This window comes from Nostoc sp. DSM 114167 (assembly GCF_052692655.1).
This window is the reverse complement of sequence record NZ_CP195116.1, coordinates 6884463-6902735: the sequence shown is the minus strand read 5'-3', so window position 1 is coordinate 6902735 and position 18273 is coordinate 6884463. Positions and strand designations below refer to the sequence as shown.

Here is an 18273-nt window from a genome sequence, read left to right as displayed (position 1 = left end):
GATAAGAAAGTAGGGTTATACAGCTGTGTTTCCCTATGGAGAATTTTGGCTTAAATAGTTGAAGAAGGCTTTGTCTCAGTTTATCAGAATGCGCAAAAAACCCGATCCGTATATATGGTGGAGATGGATAGCGGTTCGAGCGCTCAAAATTTATTAAACCCAGCAGAACGACGATAAAGTAACCAGATAAACACGGGTGAACCCAGCAAGGCAGTGACGGAACCTACTGGTAGTTCTACTGCTCCTAGTCTAGAGAGTAAATCTGCAAAAGTGAGTAACCATGCACCTGCAAGGGCGGAAAGTGGTAAAACAAAGCGATTATCTGTACCAACAATCAGGCGGACACCGTGAGGGACAACTAGACCGACAAATCCAACCAAGCCACTGATGCTGACTGCACCTGCGGCTAATAGAGTGGCGACACCACCGATTAACAGGCGCGATCGCGTCAACGAAAGCCCTAAACTCACAGCTAAATCATCTCCCAAAGCCAGGATGTTTAGCGATCGCGCTAGCAAGCATCCCCCAATCAATGCAACGATGATATAAGGGCCAGTTGTAGCAATTTCTTGCCAACCCCGTCCATTAAGACTACCAACCAGAAAACTGAGCGCAACTTGAATTTGCCCATCTTCAGCTAAAAGCAGCAATGTACTTTGTACAGCACCAAATAAAGAACTCACCGCTACTCCGCCTAAAATCAACCGCTCAACAGAAATTCCCGACCCCGAACGACCGAGTAAAATGACGATCGCGGCAGTTAAAATTGCTCCTATCCATGCTGCTAAAGGAATTGCGATCGGGAATATGTGGCACACAATCATCAGAATTACAAGTAGTCCCGCACCCGCTGAAATGCCCAAAATAAATGGATCGGCGAGACTATTGCGTAACATTCCTTGCAGCAGTGCCCCTGACATTCCCAAAGCTGCGCCGACAATAATCGCAGCAGTAATGCGCGGGAGACGTAAATCCCAGAGAATTGTCTGTTTAACCGGATCGCCTTTGTGGAGAATGGCTTGCCACAATTCCGACATATTTAAAGGTACTGCTCCTTGAGAAAGCGACAGTGCTAGTGTTACCACCAGTGCTGTACCAAAAAGTAAAACAGCCCAAAATACGCGGTGTTCAGTAAAAATTGTCTGAAATGGTCTAATCAAATTTCGCGATCCTTTCTCCAAAACAGTCCGCCTGAGCTTCCAATATTTCTTCGTCACTCAGTTAATTTTATCTACCTGTATAACATCAGCCCTTATCCCTACCTTCTTGTGGCTGAAAGTGCCATTTGGTTTACTATTTCAATCTTAAGCGCCTTGTGTTTTGGTAGTCTAAGCAGCAAGACAGACGAAAGCGCCACCGGGGAAATAACTGCACCTATTGCACCAAACAAGTCCCCGAAACCTGGCGCTAAAAATACTCTGAGCATTTCTGAAGTGACATTACCCTCAAGTTCAATTAAAAATGAAGAAATTTTGACTTTTTTACTGTGGGTCAATAATTGAACCCATAAATAAAACTCTTCCCGTCTGATTATCCCTAATGGCACAGAAAAAGGGACGGTCAACAATCATTTGGAATGGTAGATTTATATCAATAGAAGATGTTGCTGATATAGCAACTGAAGTAACAGCAGCCGCTTCTGTGCCTTCTTCGTTCACTTCGACAAAAGTTTTATGCTTAACTTCGCTAATCTGAAGATTTTTACCCATACCGGAAAAATTGGCTTTGTTGCTGAAAGCTTCCTCCATGCCTAAACTTTTCAAGGAATCATTGAGTGTAACGTCGTAATCCGTTTTGAAGCGGGGTAGGCGAATAAACCCTTTTTGTTTGCTGAACTGAGTCATCCATTTTTCCCAGTTTTCAACATTCAAGTTTTGATAGAAGGCTTTTAGATTAGAGTTTTGTTTCGGCAGGAAAATATAAAAACTGAATTTACCATCTTTGCCGTAAGGTAAACTAACTGCTTGAAATTGTTTGCTTTCATAGTATCTATAGTCACCATTTTGTGACATCATCGGGTGTTGTTTTGGTTTGCCAGATGTCCTGTAAAAAGGGTATTGAGCAGTTTGATTTTTATCAAATTCTTGGCTCCATTTACCTTTAAAATATATGGCATTAATCAGAAACAACACCTGATATGGCTCGATTTTGTCAACGACCTTATTGATTTTACCGTTAGTATTATCTTTGACCCAGTTATTGATAATACTAGACGCTGTGGGATCTTTAAAATTTAAATTGCTGACCTTAGCTTTATAGAAATATTGTACTCTTTGGAGAAAGTCTGGCTGAAAGCTAAAGTTTTTATTTGCCCAAAGTGAATTAGCAATATTCAGTTGCACTTTCGGATCGGAATTATCTAAAAGCTGCTTTAATGCAGCCGCGTAAGAAGAATTGATTTCTGATAGATTCAACCCCTGGAATTCCAGGGTTTTTGCGATCGCTAGTTGAGTTGTGCCGCTTGCGCCATTGTAGGTCATAGCTAGAGCGATCGCAACACTCGAAGGTGAGATAAAAACATTCTTCTCACTTTTATCACCTTTTTGAACTTCTGAAAATAGTTTGAAGCCAAACTTATTGCTAGACGCAACAATTTTTGTATCAGTTTTGGCCGCCTTTGTTTGTAATGGAGTTTCTGGCTGAGGTAAGCTAGATTGGGCAAGGACACTTTTATTACTATCAATTTGAGAATAGCCTAATACACTAAATAGAACAACACTTGCAGATGCCAGAGTATAACGTCTGCCGAGACTAGCACCGTAAAGTCTTTGCATAAAATTTTCTCTCACACTACTAAATTTCTGCCGATTTATTTTACCACCTCACTTGTCAAAGATTCCCGTTCTGTGCTCAGAGTTAACGCAGATACTATATTAATGATTAACTCTCTTATATTAATATTGCGAGGGAATAATCTAGAATGCTTATGGAATAAGGATATAAAAAAAACTTGATTTAAGTCGTTCTATTAGAAAATAAACGCTCAAATTCCTGTTGTATCTATAGTTGAAAATTTGGCTCTTATTTTTATTTTTTGAGAGTGTTTAAACAGGGTTAAATATTGCATTTGCTCTAATAAACAAAATCGAACTGTTACAGTTTTTGTAACAGCAAGTTAAACCTCATCTAGGTTGAAACCTAGAGTTTTTTAAAAAATATATTTTTGTAGTGAAACGCAACCCAACATTACTACCAAATTTTATGTTGGGTTACGCTATCGCTGCACCCAACCTACAAAACTCTAGCATTCACCCTTTCCAAATGTCCTAACCTGTGTGATTACGGCTATAGCTTCTCGATGAGAGAGCAGGAATCTAAAAATTTGACCCTCAGAAGGTGAAAGTTGACCCTCAGAAGGTGAAAGTTGACCCTCAGAAGGTGAAAGTTGACCCTCAGAAGCTCAATGTTGACCTTCAGAAGCTCAATGTTGACCTTCAGAAGCTCAATGTTGACCCTCAGAAGCTCAATGTTGACCCTCAGAAGCTCAATGTTGACCCTCAGAAGCTCAATGTTGACCTTCGGAAGCTCAATGTTGACCTTCAGAAGCTCAATTTTTAAATTTTAACTCCCTGTTCTTCCCCCGTGCCCGTGCCCCTACGTTAATTCCAGTCCACCTTGATAGCCAGTGACAATGCGTCCACCATCCTTGAGAATGTGGATTTCTATCTGGTCGCTAGCCCAAGTAATTTGGTCTTGGAAAGCTGGGTTCAACACCCGAACCCGTTGATTGCTAGAAGAAACAGGAGAATTGGGAGAATTAACTGCCAGAGATTGTACAAAAGGCCCGTCAATCAAAATATCGAGTTGTTCTAACAATGCTTGGGAACCTGGCGGCGCAGATTGGGACTGTAGCTGCTTAAGAGTGAAGCCAGAAAAAGACATGACATTTAAACCAGCAGCTTTTACTTTCTGGGCTAAAGATGCCAGTGCAGCTGCTTGCCAAAATGGTTCTCCACCAGAGAATGTTACACCCGTGTTGTGGGGATTGCTGAGAATATTTTCGGCAAGAGCATCAACAGCAATTAATTGGTTAGCCTCAAAAGACCAGGAGTTAGTATTAAAGCAGCCAGGACATTCACGCAGACAACCTTGTACCCAGACGACTGCACGACAACCAGGGCCATTGACTTCTGACCGATCGACGTAACCCATAATATTGAGATAGCCTGGGGGAATTTCTATGAGTGCTAGCGATGGGTCAGTTGGCTTAATTTCCATCTCTTTAACTCCTTTTAGCCGTTAACTGTTAAATATAGCGAATCTCCAGTTAGATAACCGTGACAATAGTTATATAACTGGAGATTTAATTGATGATTAATCTCTCAAAAACTTTTGGTGCTTTGGAAAAGTCTGCTTTAACTTACTAGACTGAATCTTGTAAGATTTTTGTCAAATCTATTACACAATTGCTACAAACATAATGATGAAAATTTTCTCATCAAAGTTTCATAAAAGACTCATGTAACCTTAGGAAGCTACTTAAGTTAGTATGGCATCGATTCACTGAATAACTTAGGGACATTTAACCATGAGACTGATGGTATATTCCCACGATGGCTTCGGTCTCGGTAATATTCGCAGAATGCTGGCAATCTGCACTCACTTACTTGATTCGATTCCAGAGCTTTCTATTTTAGTTGTTTCTGGTTCGCCGATGCTGCACAGCTTTCGGATTCCGAAAAGACTCGATTATATTAAATTACCCTGCTTAAATCGGGATGCATTAGGTGAAATCTCTGTCAAGTATCTGGATGCAGAAATTAATGAAACAATGAAATTACGCTCAGAGTTAATTTTATCTGCGATCGCTAATTTTAAACCTGATATATTTCTAGTAGATAAAAAGCCTTATGGTATCCGTAATGAATTAAAAGCGGCTATCGAATATCTCAAAATAAAGTTGCCGGAAACTTCCCTAATTCTCCTGCTGCGCGACATTTTAGATCATCCAGATGTGACAATCCCAGAATGGCAAAAACATAATTACTACGAAGCAATAGAAAAATTTTACGATTGCGTGCTTGTTGTTGGTAATCCTGAAGTTTTCGACATTTGCCAAGAATATCAACTACCGTCAATGGTTGCCCAAAAGGTACAGTTTTGTGGCTATATACGCAAACAACTAGGGCGTAAAAGTCCAAATATCATCCGTAGTGAGTTGCGATTAAATCCAGAAGAACAACTCATTTTAGTTACGCCGGGTGGTGGCGAAGATGGTTACAGCTTAATTGACACATATTTAGCGAGTTTGGTATTGTTGCCAGCGTCCCATAAATTACGAAGTTTAATTATATGTGGCCCAGAAATGCCCCTAGAACACCAAGCTGCACTGAAACTAAAAGCTGCTGTATATCCCCAAGTGCAGATAGACGAATTTACCGATGATTTAATGAGTTACATCACCGCCGCAGATGCCGTAGTCGCAATGGGTGGCTACAACACAATTTGCGAGATTCTTTCAGTGGGTAAGCCAGCAGTAGTAGTACCCAGAATTAAGCCATCACGAGAACAGTGCATTCGTGCAGAAAATTTGGCAAATTTGGGGATTTTAGCAGCGATTCATCCTAATTATCTGACTCCAGATATATTACTGCGATCGCTGTTACAACAACTCCAAACTCCGCAGATTTCCCAACCGAAAATTAATCTTAATGGGTTGCCCAAAATTAGCCAATACATCTCTACCTTACTAGCAAAAAAAAAGAGCGCGATTCCATTTTGCTACAACCCAGTTGTCCAATTACCGAAATTAGCAATGATTGCCAAAATTGTTTAAGTAAAAAGTAAGAAAATTATTTTTTTATCTTTCATTTGCCTGATTCCAACCATCCAAAATCACAGAGGTAAAATTGTTATGAAACGTATTATGTTTTACTGCCAACATATTTTAGGTATGGGGCATCTGGTTCGCAGCCGCGAAATTGTGCGAGGCTTAACTAAAGACTTCCAAGTTTGTTTTATTAATGGTGGTGAAATAATTCAAGGATTTGAAATTCCTGCTGGTGTGGAAGTTATCAATCTGCCTGCAATTAAAACTGACCCAGAATTTTCTGAACTACAAGTAGTAGATGATGCTTTTAGCCTTGACGAAGCCAAAGAAATTAGAAAAAATCGACTTCTAAAAATCTTTCAGCAATTCCAGCCTGATATTTTGATTGTTGAGTTATTTCCTTTTGGGAGAAGACGTTTTTATTTTGAATTAATTCCATTATTAAAATTGGCAAAATCAAATAAAGGGTCAACTAAAATAGTTTCTAGTTTGCGAGACATTGTAGTTGTTAAACCTGAAAAACAAGTAAAACATGAAGAAAAAGTATGTAATTTAATCAACAAATATTTCGATATACTGTTGGTTCACAGCGACCCAGAATTAGTCCCACTAGAAGCAACATTTTCGAGAGTCAATGACCTCAAATGTCAATTATATTACACCGGATATGTAGTGCAAGAGCCACCAAAAAACCCTATTTTAACTGATGAAGACCGGGAAATTATTAAATCAGACAAACCCCTGATTCTAGCCAGTGTAGGAGGTGGTAGATTTGGTCATGAGTTGCTTGAACGTGTAGTGAATACAGCCCCTTTCTTAGAGAAAGTATTGCCACATAATATTCAGGTTTTTACCGGGCCATTCATCCCAAATTCCAAATTTAAGGAACTGCAAGAAATGGCAAAATTTAGTAAAAACATCTATATTCGACGCTATACTCCTTACTTACTAAATTACATGAAAAAAGCAGACCTTTCGATCAATATGTCTGGCTATAACACCACAATGAATATTTTAACTACAGGTGTACGAGCGATGATTCTTCCATTCACAGGTAATCAGGATAGAGAACAAACAATTAGAGCCGAAAAGTTAAGCAATTTAGGAGTTGTCAAATTTCTTAATCATAATTATTTACAACCTGATTACCTGGCAATTAATATTATTAATTACCTCAAAGAGCAGCCTAATAAAATTAGCTTTGATTTTGGAGGAGTTGAAAAAACTGCAAACATATTAAAAGCTTTAGTATTCAAGCAAAAAATTGCCTAGTTTGAGAAAGTGAGTAGAGTATATTGATTTTTTCTCCAAAATACAAAAAATAATAATCGATCGAATCGCAGAAAATCCAATCATGGATAAAATAAAAATTTGTATTACTACGCTTGAATATCCACCCGATTTCGGCGGGGTAGGTGAATCAGTGCATCGAATTGCAAAGATGCTAATAGACAGAGGCTATGAAGTTCACATTGCAGTGTTTCGCTCGAAACAATGGCTAGTTTCTGATGGAAGTCACAGACGAGCAAGTTGCATCTCAAGGCTTCAAGATGGTGTGTTTGTGCATCGCATTAAGTCAGCCGTTCGCACTCAAACAACAGAAATTCAAGACTTTTTTAGCGACGTTTATTTTCAACTCAAATGTCTGCATCAAAAACATAATTTTGACTTATTTCACGCCTTTTTTCTGAATGAAACAGGTTATGTAACGACGCTTTTAGCAAAAGAAAATGATCTTCCAATAATCAATAGTGTTCGCGGTAGCGACTTGCACAAACATATTTTTAATCCTAAAAATCATGCTCAGATAGCATGGATTTTAGAGAGTTCTGATTGGGTGACATTTGTCAGCCGTGACTTGCTCAAAAGAGCTAGTGTTATTACTCCAAGTGTAAAGTTAAAATCATCCGCTTTCTGGAATTCCATTGCACCTATTGACTTTGAACAATTCCCCACCCCATCTTTAGTTAAAGAATTGCCAGGTATTGTTATCGGTTCATCGGGTAGATTCCGAGATAAGAAGGGAATTGAATTTCTCCTCGATGCCTGCGCCGATTTGGGTAAAGAGTTAGATTTAACACTCTTACTGATAGGTGATTTTGTTGAAAAAGAAGGAAAGTATTGGCAGGAACAAATACAACAAAGTGAAATTGGCCATCGCCTCCATATTACTGGAATTACCAGCCGACAAGAAGCTTTAGCTTATTTACCACATCTAGATATTTTTGCAATTCCTTCACTGCATGATGGTTGTCCGAATACCCTCTTAGAAGCAATGTTGGCGAGTCGAGCAATAATTGGCACTCGTGTAGATGCGATCGCAGAAATCATAGAAGATGGTGTAGACGGTTTACTTATCAACCCCGGCAGTACAGAGGAATTAATTGCTGCAATCCGATATTTGGCAACACAACCAGAACTGCGACAAAAGTTGGGTGCATCAGCTAAGACAAAAGTAACTCAACAGCTTGCCCCATCAGTAGAATATCAAAACTGGATGAATGTTTACCAACGAGTCTTAAGGATATCTGATGCAGGTTTGTTAGGCGAAATATATCTCGTATAGAAAACGTCAGAATTCAGTCCTTCTGAACTCAGGATTGGTGAATAGTTAAAAAATCAGCAGAGCATTTGATGAATAAATATATCAATCACTCTAGATTCTTGATAAATTCTGAATTTTGGGTACTGAATTCTTAATATAAAACATGAAGTCACTTTGCTTGGAATTTAAGATTAAAAATTAATCATGAACAAACCACAAATCACGATAATTGTTTCGCAACGTGAGCGATTCAGTTACACCCGCGAATCTTTAGAAAGCATTTATGAACACACTCAATTACCTTTTTCCCTAATTTATATCGATGGCGGTTCACCTCAGCATATCCAGCGCTACCTTCAAGAACAAGCCGCAGCAAAAGGATTTCAATTAATCCGCACAGAACATTATCTTTCACCCAACCAAGCCCGTAACCTTGGTTTACAACAAGTTAATAGCGATTATTTAGTATTTATTGACAACGATGTAATTGTCAGTCCAGGTTGGCTCAACTCCTTACTTGAATGCGCCAAAGAAACAAAAGCGACTGTAGTCTGTCCGCTAACTTGTATTGGTAAGCCATTGGGAGAAACAGTACATTTAGCAGGTGGTGAAGCTCATATTGTTGTGGAATCGCAAGAGACTGGAATTAAGCGACGGGTGCATGAAAAACATTACTTTGTAAATCGGAAAGTTGCTGAGGTGCAGGATCGACTTCATCGCCAACAATGTGAGTTTGCCGAGTTTCACTGTATGTTAGTTCGCACCGAGATTTTTGGGCGAATCGGGCTGTTAGATGAAGGATTTCTAAGCACACGAGAACACATCGATTTTGGTCTAAAAGTAGCTGAGGCAGGAGGTACATTTTACTGTCAACCGACTTCGGTAGTTACTTATGTACCAGGGCTAAAGTTTGAATTATCGGAACTAGCATTCTTTATGCTGCGTTGGAGTAATGCTTGGGAAATTGCTAGTTTAGAACACTTTTCTAAAAAGTGGAATTTGACAATGAATGACAAGTATTTCAAGAAGCGCTATAAGCGGATGGGGCATCGTCGCCATCAGGGATTTTTAAAACCGTTGCTAAGTCGTCTTACCTTTGGGCAAAATCCCCTGTGGCTGGAGAAAATAGCGATCGCTCTTGAAAGAAAATTAAATTACTACATTAGCGATCGCTATACTCATAATTCGTAATTCGTCAGGTTTTGGAGAATTGGTTGGTATGATATGGCGCATCGAGATCCCAAAAGTCTGAAAGCTGCTTTACCAGGAATAGTACGGATTTTGCAGCGGTTTTCGCCCCAGTTGAGCAAACAAAAGGCGCTGCTAATTGTATCCTTTGTGGCACTGATAGCTGAGATTTTCTTGCACCTGCTAGAACCTTGGCCGCTAAAGTTTATTTTTGATTACATCCTTGTAGCTGGTTTTCAGTCTCAGTCTTTGGGTATTCCCCTACTTTCAAGAATTAGTTCGTTTGCCCTATTAACAGGCTTGACGTTGGGGTTAGTTGCGATCGCTTTACTTCGTGCTACTGCTGCTTACTTCAGTGTAGTGGGCATGGCACTGGCAGCTAGTAATGTGTTAACTGAGATTCGCTCTCAACTTTACAGCCATCTCCAAAATCTCTCTTTATCATTTCACCACAAAGTCAAGACCGGCGATTTAATTATCCGCGTTACCTCCGATATTGAACGACTGCGAGAGGTGACGGTGATGGCAGTATTACCCTTAATTGCCCATTCCCTCACCTTAATCGGGATGATTTTTGTCATGTTCTGGCTGAATTGGGAACTAGCGCTGATTGCTGTCGCCGTGTTTCCCTTATTTATTTTCTTCACCACGCGCTTGACAAAACGCATCCGACAAGTAGTGCGATCGCAACGTCAACGCGAAGGTGCAATGGCGGCAACGGCGGCGGAATCCATCGGGGCAATCAAAGTAGTGCAAGCTCTTTCTCTGCAAAATATGCTGGAAACTACCTTTTACGGTCATAATCGCCAAAGTTTAAAAGAAAGTGCCAAGGCGCAAAAACTCGCAGCCGGTTTAGAACGGATGGTGGAACTGCTGGTAGGAATTGCCACTGCTTTAGTGTTATGGCGGGGTGTGCAGTTGGTATTGGCAAAGGCAATTACACCTGGGGATTTGCTCGTATTTGTCAACTATCTCAGGATTGCTTTTAAGCCGATGCGACAACTTGCCAAATACACCGGACAAATCGCTAAAGCTACTGCTTCCGGGGAGCGTATCTTGGATGTGCTGGATACAGTACCCGAAATCCGCGATTCGCAAAAAGCAATGGATGCAACGCCTTTGTTGGGAGGTGTGCGGTTTGAAAATGTCACCTTTGCCTACAAACCGACCAAGAGAACTTTACACAACATCAACTTTGAGGTGCAACCTGGTCAACACGTCGCCTTAGTGGGGCCGTCTGGTGGCGGTAAATCCACCTTAGTAAGTTTGTTGTTGCGACTTTATGACCCCTTAGAAGGGCGGATTTTAGTTGATGGTCACGACCTGCGCCAATACAAGGTGCAATCTATTCGCCAGCAAATTAGCGTGGTATTACAAGAGAGCATTTTATTTGCTGCCAGCGTCAAAGACAATATTGCCTACGGGTGTTTGGGAGCTTCAGACCAAGCAATTGAACAAGCTGCGCGTTTAGCAAATGCTCACGATTTTATCATGGCGCTACCCGAAAGCTACGAGACTATTTTGGGTGAGAGAGGAGCAACGCTTTCGGGAGGACAACGGCAGAGAATTTCTATTGCTCGTGCTGCTATTCGTGAAGCTGCGATGGCAATTTTAGATGAGCCAACCACTGGTTTAGACAACGAAAACGAACACGCTGTCAATGAAGCACTCGATCGCTTGACTCAGAAATGCACAACCTTTATAGTTTCTCATAATCTTAGAGCCGTTAAACAAGCCGATTTAATTCTCTACATCGAAGACGGACAGATTTTAGAGCAAGGTACGCATCAAGAATTACTGCGCTTAGGTGGACATTACAGCGCAATGTATGCCTTGAAATCTGCGGGAAATTCCCATGAAAGTCATCATGTAAAGACGCGATTTATCGCGTCTTTAAAGACCAATTATCTACACTAATAACCCTTAAATGAACTTTGTACAATGGCATCGAGACTATTACGGTAAATAAAAAAATATTCCGGGCTATATCCACTCATAGCAATAGTCTCGATACAAGATTTGGTAATTACTTCAGAAAATAGTCAATCTATATTTACCACGTTCCTGTGGATTTTTGGAAGTAATAACTATATAGTATGTATCATCTTCAGGCAACCTAGCTCGGTCAATTAAAGCACTGTAGACACCACTTTTGTCTTTGTCTTTATCAATCGCGATCGTCTGTCCTTTAGAATTTAGCAAAGCTACATAGGGAGAAAACTCTTCATCAACACTATCTACACGAATACTTATCAGTTGATTTTTTCTACCTTGAAAATTAGAAACATTGTAAGCGCCTCCATTTTGTTTCAAGGTTGAGCTTTTAGCAGTTAGTTGGCCTGATTCATCTAAAGTATAGCTAGCTCTATCATTCCTGAGAGCCAAACTATAGCGGCCTGTATCTCCAGGATCTTGACTAGTAACAGCAATCTTATAAATGCCATTTTTAGGCAGTCGCGCAAAAATAAATGCATCATCACCACCACTGCTTTTATCCAAAGCGCCTTTTTTAACGATGATATTGTTATCAGGATCGTGCAGAAACAACAACGGTTTTAAACTCAAGTTATTGGACCTGCGTGTATCATTACTACCAATCAATCTAATTTGAACTAATTGATTTTCTCTGCCCTCAAACTCATAGAAATGAAAATATCTACCTTCAGATTGAAAGTCACCTTTACTCAGAATACCTAATGCAACATCTACAAAGTTAATCTGTTTGTAAGTTGGGGTTGCAGGTGAAGAAATCGCTGAATTATCGAGATTTTGGTTTCCTGTAGCGACATTATAACTTGGCTTGCGAACTCTCCCAGAACCACCATTAGAACGATTGGCGTTTGAGTTAGCAATTCTAGCTCTAGACGAGCTAGATGCATAGCCACCACCATTAGAACGATTAGAATTTGAGTTAGAAGTCCTACGTCTAGATGCTCTAGGAGTAGAGCTATTATCTGAAACCCTGGAAGTTCGCTGAGAAGTTTCTCTATGAGACGATACACGAGGAGCCTTTTGTACTGGTGACTCAATAGATATCTTCCGTCTTGGAGATGTTGATGCCTGAGAAGCAGGAATTTGCTCAATTCCTTTTTTTACTGCTTCTGGTTGTCTCTCATCTGGTGATTTAGCAATTATGAAATCTTGAGAACTGTGAGATTTCACCAAAGCACTTATAGGCAGCACATTACTTGTAATTAACAAACTACTACTCACGCAACCAATTAAAACATGACTTAATTTGCGACGATAGTTTTTGTTGTCTAATAGCATAATTACGTTCCTAATTTTGCTGATAATTTTGTCTTTTCTTGAAAAACAAAATTAATACTAGTTGCTGTTTTAGCCACAGCAGTTATGTAAATGAAAAGGGAAATTTAGCGTATATACTTTAGCGGCTTGCTAAAGGCATCGCCTGTAATCAAATGAATTCCTATATCCTAGATACCCAAATGTTTGCCTCAATCAAATCGGAAAAATTGTATTTTCAATTTAGACTACTAGAGGAAATCTCAATTTCGTAGGTATATACTGAGCTACAAACTTAAATTGCTGCTTTTCGGAATTTTGCCCAGATATTTTTGTAAACCTGACTAAATTGCTCATACAGATGTAATACATAAAGACTTGACGCCTATCAATTCGTCAAAAGGCATCGCTCAAACACAATTTTTTGCAATTTATCTAAATTGTTCAATACCTGATGAGGTAAGGAAATTGGGGATTTGTATGCTGTCTCAGTAATATTTACTAACAACAGAGATTATACTGCATGACTTAAGATGAATATATACCCCAACTGAAATGGATTCCCAGTATGCTCTGTTGTGTGAATCCCGATTGCCAAAAACCCTTAAATCCTGATAAAAACAACTATTGCCACAGTTGTAGAGCGGAATTGATACCCCTGCTAGGAGGTCGCTATCGTCCCACTCAGGTTTTATCAGACGAGGGTGGATTTGGTAGAACCTATCTAGCCAAAGATGTACACAAACTGAATGAATGCTGTGTTGTTAAGCAATTTGCGCCAAAACTTCAGGGAACTGGGCCGCTAAACAAGGCCGTTGAACTATTTAAACAAGAAGCGAGCCGACTGCAAGAACTGGCAGAACATCCGCAAATTCCAACTTTATTGGCTTATTTTGAGCAAAATAGCTATCTCTTTTTGGTGCAGCAGTTTATCGATGGGCAAAACTTGCTCAAAGAATCGGAAACGCGAGCAAACTATAACGAAACGGAGATTCGCCAACTTTTGCTAGATTTATTGCCAGTACTGAAGTTTATCCATCTGCGGGGAGTGATTCACCGAGATATCAAGCCACAGAATATTATTCGCCGTCAAAGTGACGGGCGATTAATCCTCATTGATTTTGGAGCTTCCAAGCTGTTGACAGCAACAGTGCATACTAGAATGGGCACTGTGATTGGCTCACACGGTTACACTGCACTTGAACAGATGCAAGAGGGAAAAGCTTACCCAGCTAGTGATTTATTCAGTTTGGGGGCTACTTGTTTTCATCTCCTGACTGGGGTTCGCCCATCTCAACTGTGGATACACCAGGGTTATGGTTGGGTTGCATCTTGGCGGCAACATTTAACCAGTTCAGGTAGGGACGGCATTTCTATATCTGTAGAGTTGGGTGAAGTTTTGGATAAGCTGTTGCAATTAGACATCCAAAAGCGTTATCAATCGGCTGATGAAGTCATCAATGACTTGACACCTCAAATACCATCATTGTCATCAGTGCCCCCAACTATACTGACAACAACATTTGCAGCTCCCCCAGTAAACAAGGTGCTAGTTTCACCAAAATCAAATAACAATCTGAAAAGTCAACTGTTGTTAGGTTCTAGCATTTTAGTCTTGGGATTAGGGGGAGTTTGGTATTTTCAGTCTCGTCCCCAGATAGTCAGCGAGGCTCCTCAACCTGTTTCTCAGCCTGTTTCTCAGCCTATTCAGCCCCAAAAAAACGTCTCAGAAAATTCTTATTCACCCAAACCCTTCAAGGGGCATTCTAGTGACGTGAATTCCGTAGCTTTCAGTCCTGATGGTACAACCCTTGGCAGTGCCAGTGATGATAAGACAATCAAGCTATGGAATCTGACAGGTGGACAGGAAATCCGCACTCTAGAAGGACACTCCAATTGGATTTGGACTATAGCTTTCAGTCCTGATAGCAAAATCCTCGCTAGTGGCAGTGCGGATAAGACAATCAAACTGTGGAATGTGGAAACAGGAAAGTTAATCCGCACCTTGCAGGGAAATAGCGATGGAGTTACTTCTGTAGCTTTCAGTCCTGATGGCAAAACCCTTGCCAGTGGCAGTGCTAGTAAGGATATGAAAATCAAACTGTGGAATCTGGAGACAGGAAAGTTAATCCGCACCTTAGAGGGACATACCAGTGGTGTTGCATCTGTAGTTTTCAGTCCTGATGGTAAAACCCTTGCCAGCGGTAGCTGGGATAAAACAATTAAATTGTGGAATCTAGGGACAGGAAAGTTAATCCGCACCTTAGAGGGAAATGCAGAGTCGATTCTCTCAGTCGCTTTTGCTCCCGATGGCGTCATCCTTGCCAGTGGCAGTAAAGACAAGACAATTAAATTGTGGAATCTGAAAACAGGAAAGTTAATCCACACCTTAAAAGGACATAATGATAAGGTTAATTCTGTCGCCTTTTTGCGAAGTGTAGGTTCAAATGGTATCACCCTTGTAAGTGGCAGTAGTGACAAGACAATCAAACTTTGGAACCCAGTCACCGGAAAGGAAATCCGGACTTTGGAGACAGGTTCTGGATATATTTATGCTGTTGCCATTAGCCCAGATGGACAAACCATTGCCGGTGGTGGAAGTGGTGAGAACATTCTCAAAATTTGGCAGATGACTAATTAAAAATATTTGATAGCGTACATTCAGAATACATTGCGACTTTTTTGGATTCTACCTGAGAAAGAACATTTTGTTGTGCAAAAATACCAAATTAATCCTAGCTTCAAAAGATGATATTGGCGAAGACTGTATTATGGTAATATTCTCTACGTGTTCGGGATTATAGCTTGAAAAAAATCTCAAAATCTATCTTTAAACCTGCAAAAGTGGGTTAGATAGGTTTTATTCTGTGAAAAAATATTTTTAAATAAAAGTTATGATTAATATATTTTTTCTACTCATACTATTTTCTTCACTTTTAGGGCGAATTAAATTTCCAGGAATAAATATTGGTATTCATTATTTATTACTTCCTGTATTTAGTTTCGGAATCATTAGTTTATCTTTAAAATCTCTCCCAGAAGTTGTTAAGAAGCATAAAATAATTGTAATATCTATAGGTCTGATGTATTTGTGGATGTGGTTTTCCTCATTAATGAGCAACTTTCCAAATATTGCTATTACTTATAGTCTAAAATACTCAACTTATTACATATTATTTTTTGCTTTTTTAGTATTAACCTTTAAGAATATAACCGCATCATCTTTAACATTTTATTATCGTTGCATATTATACTTACTACAGATAATTGCATGTTTGGGTTTTTTAGAGGTTTTACTTCCTAATAACTGGATTTTTAAATTATTAAAGTTTCCTAGCTTTTATCCTGAGATTGGTTCAATTATGCAAAACCCTAATCAGTTTGGGGTTATAGTCGCCATTGGATTATGTTTAAGCCTGATTTTAGAAAAACAGAATCAAATTTCTAAAATTGAATTACATATAAACGAATTCATTTTTCTAATTCCCTTAGCTTTGTCTGCCAGCGGTAATGGTTGGGTAATTTTTATAATTGGAATGTTGCTTTTGCTGATATATAAAATTATTAGTTTTAGAAAAATGATTTATCTAATCAGCTTGTTGTTTTTATTCATTTTAACTGCACCAGTTTCTACACGGAGAATTGGTTTGGCAGATAGCAAAATATTTCCATTAACTAATATATTTTTAGATAATTCAAGTTCAGTCAATCCAAATCAAAAAAAAATTCCTACTCTTATGGGAACAGGTTTTTCAAGGTTTCAAATGTGGCAGGCAGCTATTAATGAAACTATTAAAAGGCCATTTACTGGTATAGGCATAGGAGTTTTTCCAGACCAAATAGGAGTTAAAGTTTGGGGAAAAAAAAGTTATCACGCACATAATATATTTTTAAATGTGTCAGCAGAACAAGGAATTCCTGGATTATTGCTATTTACTAATTTTTTAACGAGAATAACATTGAAAGTTAAATATGCTAACCCTTTAATTACTGTTCCAATTATTATGTTTTTAGCATCTCAAATTCCAGATGTTTTTACTGAAGATTATACTTTTACAACTATTGAGTTTTATTTTATAGCAGCGGCTATCAATTCTCGAAAAGATGTTGTCACCCAATTAAAACCTGAAATTATTGAAAATGCCAAAAAAATATGAGTGTTAAACCTCGTCTTTACTTAATATTTCCGAATATATTTGATTTCAAGGGAGGTATTCAAGTTTACTCAAAATTTTTGCTGAAAGCTTTACAAGATATATATCCTGAAGCTGATTATGATGTGTTTCTCAAATATGATAAGTATAGTTTAAAACAGCCAGAGAAATTGCAGTTTTTAAGTTCAACAAGATTTCATTATTTTGGAGATTTACCAAAATTATTGCAACCAATTTTATTTGCCACGAAAATAATTATTTTAGCTATTCTTCAACATCCCGTTATAGTGATTTCCACTCATGTTAACTACGCGATTGTTTGTTATATTGTCAATTTTTTTACTAGAACTCCTTACTGGGTGGTTGCTCATGGCTTAGAAGTTTGGGATATCGAAAATAAGGCAACAAAATTTGCTTTACAAAAAGCAGATAAAATCATTAGTGTTAGTAATTATACTCGCCAGCGTTTGCTTCAAGATCCAAATATTGATTCCGACAAAATAGTTATTTTGCCTAATACATTTGATGCTAGTAAGTTTCCAATAAATTCTAAACCTACCTACTTACTCAAGCGATATAACTTAACAGATGAACAGCCGATAATTTTAACAGTAACGCGGCTGGGAAGTATGGCAAAATACAAGGGTTATGACCAAATCCTTTATGCTTTAGTGAAAGTGCGATCGCATCTCCCTAATGTTCACTTTATTCTTGCAGGTAAAGGAGATGATATACCTCGAATTAAAACTTTAGTTACCAACTTAAATCTCCAAGATTGTGTGACAATCGCCGGATTTGTTCCAGAGCAAGAATTGTGCGATCATTACAATCTCTGCGATGTTTTTGCTCTGCCTAGTAAAGGAGAAGGATTTGGAATTGTTTTTTTAGAAGCTTTAGCTTGTGGTAAACCTGTATTGGCGGGTAATCAAGATGGTTCTATAGATCCCTTGGCTGAGGGGAAGTTGGGATGTTTGGTCGATCCTGATAATGTTGAAGAAATTGCCGATAATCTAATTCAAATCCTACAAGGTGATTGCTCTAATCCAGTAATTTACCAACCAGAATACTTACAACAAAAAACTATTGAAGCTTTTGATTTTAGCCAGTTTCGGGAAAGTTTAGCAAAGTTAATTAGTAGTAATTAGTTACAATTTAATAAAATTTGGTAAAAAAAATGGACAATTCAATATTTGTTATATTTCTTGCCTTTGGATTTATTTGGGTTTTGATGGGAGTTGTAGGTTGGATTGCGTTTCTCAAATCTGAGGGTGAGGAAATTAAGTTTGGTAAGTGGGGACTTATAGTTGCTATTCCCATCTTAATACCAATAATTGTTACTCTAATTATTGGTGTATTTTATCATTAAAAAC

The 18273-nt window shown here is 38.8% G+C and carries 15 protein-coding genes and 1 pseudogene; 11 read left to right on the top strand and 5 right to left on the bottom strand.

Features of this window, described 5'->3' with window-relative positions; translation table 11 throughout:
* Positions 1 to 143: 143 nt before the first annotated feature.
* Complete coding sequence (locus NSTC731_RS29150) at positions 144 to 1160, bottom strand: FecCD family ABC transporter permease (RefSeq protein WP_445627994.1); 1017 nt, start codon at positions 1158 to 1160, stop codon at positions 144 to 146.
* On the opposite strand from NSTC731_RS29150, the pseudogene NSTC731_RS29145 reads away from it, so the two are divergent.
* Positions 1159 to 1299: pseudogene (locus NSTC731_RS29145) on the top strand (AI-2E family transporter); the annotation flags it as partial. The gene NSTC731_RS29150 and the pseudogene NSTC731_RS29145 sit on opposite strands and share 2 nt — an antisense overlap.
* Here the strand turns inward: NSTC731_RS29145 and NSTC731_RS29140 are convergent.
* Together NSTC731_RS29140 and NSTC731_RS29135 are read right to left on the bottom strand one after the other, a co-directional pair.
* Entirely contained in the window at positions 1259 to 1495 is a 237-nt protein-coding gene (locus tag NSTC731_RS29140) for a hypothetical protein (protein WP_445627993.1), read from the bottom strand. The pseudogene NSTC731_RS29145 and the gene NSTC731_RS29140 overlap by 41 nt on opposite strands.
* Positions 1482 to 2774, bottom strand: a complete 1293-nt coding sequence (locus NSTC731_RS29135; RefSeq protein WP_445627992.1) for a serpin family protein — start codon at positions 2772 to 2774, stop codon at positions 1482 to 1484. The genes NSTC731_RS29140 and NSTC731_RS29135 overlap by 14 nt, the downstream gene beginning before the upstream one ends.
* A gap of 562 nt (positions 2775 to 3336) precedes the next feature.
* On the opposite strand from NSTC731_RS29135, the gene NSTC731_RS29130 reads away from it, so the two are divergent.
* The gene (locus NSTC731_RS29130) at positions 3337 to 3558 is read left to right on the top strand and encodes a hypothetical protein (RefSeq protein WP_445627991.1); all 222 of its coding nucleotides are present in this window, start codon (positions 3337 to 3339) and stop codon (positions 3556 to 3558) included.
* A 36-nt stretch (positions 3559 to 3594) separates the two neighbouring features.
* On the opposite strand, the gene NSTC731_RS29125 is transcribed toward NSTC731_RS29130, so the two are convergent.
* Positions 3595 to 4218, bottom strand: coding sequence for a 4Fe-4S single cluster domain-containing protein (locus tag NSTC731_RS29125; RefSeq protein WP_445627990.1), 624 nt, complete (start codon positions 4216 to 4218; stop codon positions 3595 to 3597).
* A 310-nt stretch (positions 4219 to 4528) separates the two neighbouring features.
* Here NSTC731_RS29125 and NSTC731_RS29120 point away from each other — a divergent pair, with 310 nt between their 5' ends.
* From NSTC731_RS29120 to NSTC731_RS29100, 5 genes are all read left to right on the top strand, one after another.
* Positions 4529 to 5776 carry a glycosyltransferase family protein gene (locus NSTC731_RS29120; RefSeq protein WP_445627989.1) on the top strand — a complete coding sequence of 416 codons (1248 nt, stop codon included), beginning with the start codon at positions 4529 to 4531 and terminating at the stop codon, positions 5774 to 5776.
* 78 nt (positions 5777 to 5854) lie between these two features.
* Positions 5855 to 7042: a glycosyltransferase family protein gene (locus NSTC731_RS29115; RefSeq protein ID WP_445627988.1), complete on the top strand. Its 1188-nt coding sequence runs from the start codon at positions 5855 to 5857 to the stop codon at positions 7040 to 7042.
* Positions 7043 to 7124: 82 nt separating this feature from the next.
* Positions 7125 to 8336 (top strand): glycosyltransferase, encoded by a 1212-nt coding sequence (locus NSTC731_RS29110; RefSeq protein ID WP_445627987.1) that lies wholly within the window; start codon positions 7125 to 7127, stop codon positions 8334 to 8336.
* Between the two features lie 183 nt (positions 8337 to 8519).
* Positions 8520 to 9506 carry a glycosyltransferase family 2 protein gene (locus tag NSTC731_RS29105; RefSeq protein WP_445627986.1) on the top strand — a complete coding sequence of 329 codons (987 nt, stop codon included), beginning with the start codon at positions 8520 to 8522 and terminating at the stop codon, positions 9504 to 9506.
* Positions 9507 to 9539: 33 nt separating this feature from the next.
* Entirely contained in the window at positions 9540 to 11420 is a 1881-nt protein-coding gene (locus NSTC731_RS29100) for an ABC transporter ATP-binding protein (protein WP_445627985.1), read from the top strand.
* Positions 11421 to 11534: 114 nt separating this feature from the next.
* Here the strand turns inward: NSTC731_RS29100 and NSTC731_RS29095 are convergent, their stop codons facing one another.
* Positions 11535 to 12773 carry a peptidase gene (locus NSTC731_RS29095; protein ID WP_445627984.1) on the bottom strand — a complete coding sequence of 413 codons (1239 nt, stop codon included), beginning with the start codon at positions 12771 to 12773 and terminating at the stop codon, positions 11535 to 11537.
* 544 nt (positions 12774 to 13317) lie between these two features.
* Here NSTC731_RS29095 and NSTC731_RS29090 point away from each other — a divergent pair.
* The 4 genes from NSTC731_RS29090 to NSTC731_RS29075 all read left to right on the top strand — a co-directional run bounded on the left by NSTC731_RS29090 (position 13318) and on the right by NSTC731_RS29075 (position 18269).
* Positions 13318 to 15390, top strand: a complete 2073-nt coding sequence (locus tag NSTC731_RS29090; protein WP_445627983.1) for a protein kinase domain-containing protein — start codon at positions 13318 to 13320, stop codon at positions 15388 to 15390.
* A gap of 253 nt (positions 15391 to 15643) precedes the next feature.
* Entirely contained in the window at positions 15644 to 16906 is a 1263-nt protein-coding gene (locus NSTC731_RS29085) for an O-antigen ligase family protein (RefSeq protein ID WP_445627982.1), read from the top strand.
* Positions 16903 to 18048: a glycosyltransferase family 4 protein gene (locus tag NSTC731_RS29080; protein WP_445627981.1), complete on the top strand. Its 1146-nt coding sequence runs from the start codon at positions 16903 to 16905 to the stop codon at positions 18046 to 18048. The genes NSTC731_RS29085 and NSTC731_RS29080 overlap by 4 nt, the downstream gene beginning before the upstream one ends.
* 29 nt (positions 18049 to 18077) lie before the next feature.
* Positions 18078 to 18269, top strand: a complete 192-nt coding sequence (locus NSTC731_RS29075) for a hypothetical protein (protein WP_445627980.1) — start codon at positions 18078 to 18080, stop codon at positions 18267 to 18269.
* The last annotated feature ends 4 nt before the right edge of the window (positions 18270 to 18273 follow it).

Bases quoted from the DNA above. Each gene is read 5' to 3' on its own strand.
- NSTC731_RS29135 (WP_445627992.1), bottom strand. From the start codon at position 2,774: ATGCAAAGACTTTACGGTGCTAGTCTCGGCAGACGTTATACTCTGGCA.
- NSTC731_RS29115 (WP_445627988.1), top strand. From the start codon at position 5,855: ATGAAACGTATTATGTTTTACTGCCAACATATTTTAGGTATGGGGCAT.
- NSTC731_RS29100 (WP_445627985.1), top strand. From the start codon at position 9,540: ATGGCGCATCGAGATCCCAAAAGTCTGAAAGCTGCTTTACCAGGAATA.
- NSTC731_RS29095 (WP_445627984.1), bottom strand. From the start codon at position 12,773: ATGCTATTAGACAACAAAAACTATCGTCGCAAATTAAGTCATGTTTTA.
- NSTC731_RS29080 (WP_445627981.1), top strand. From the start codon at position 16,903: ATGAGTGTTAAACCTCGTCTTTACTTAATATTTCCGAATATATTTGAT.
- NSTC731_RS29075 (WP_445627980.1), top strand. From the start codon at position 18,078: ATGGACAATTCAATATTTGTTATATTTCTTGCCTTTGGATTTATTTGG.
- NSTC731_RS29120 (WP_445627989.1), top strand. From the start codon at position 4,529: ATGAGACTGATGGTATATTCCCACGATGGCTTCGGTCTCGGTAATATT.
- NSTC731_RS29090 (WP_445627983.1), top strand. From the start codon at position 13,318: ATGCTCTGTTGTGTGAATCCCGATTGCCAAAAACCCTTAAATCCTGAT.
- NSTC731_RS29105 (WP_445627986.1), top strand. From the start codon at position 8,520: ATGAACAAACCACAAATCACGATAATTGTTTCGCAACGTGAGCGATTC.
- NSTC731_RS29085 (WP_445627982.1), top strand. From the start codon at position 15,644: ATGATTAATATATTTTTTCTACTCATACTATTTTCTTCACTTTTAGGG.
- NSTC731_RS29125 (WP_445627990.1), bottom strand. From the start codon at position 4,218: ATGGAAATTAAGCCAACTGACCCATCGCTAGCACTCATAGAAATTCCC.
- NSTC731_RS29110 (WP_445627987.1), top strand. From the start codon at position 7,125: ATGGATAAAATAAAAATTTGTATTACTACGCTTGAATATCCACCCGAT.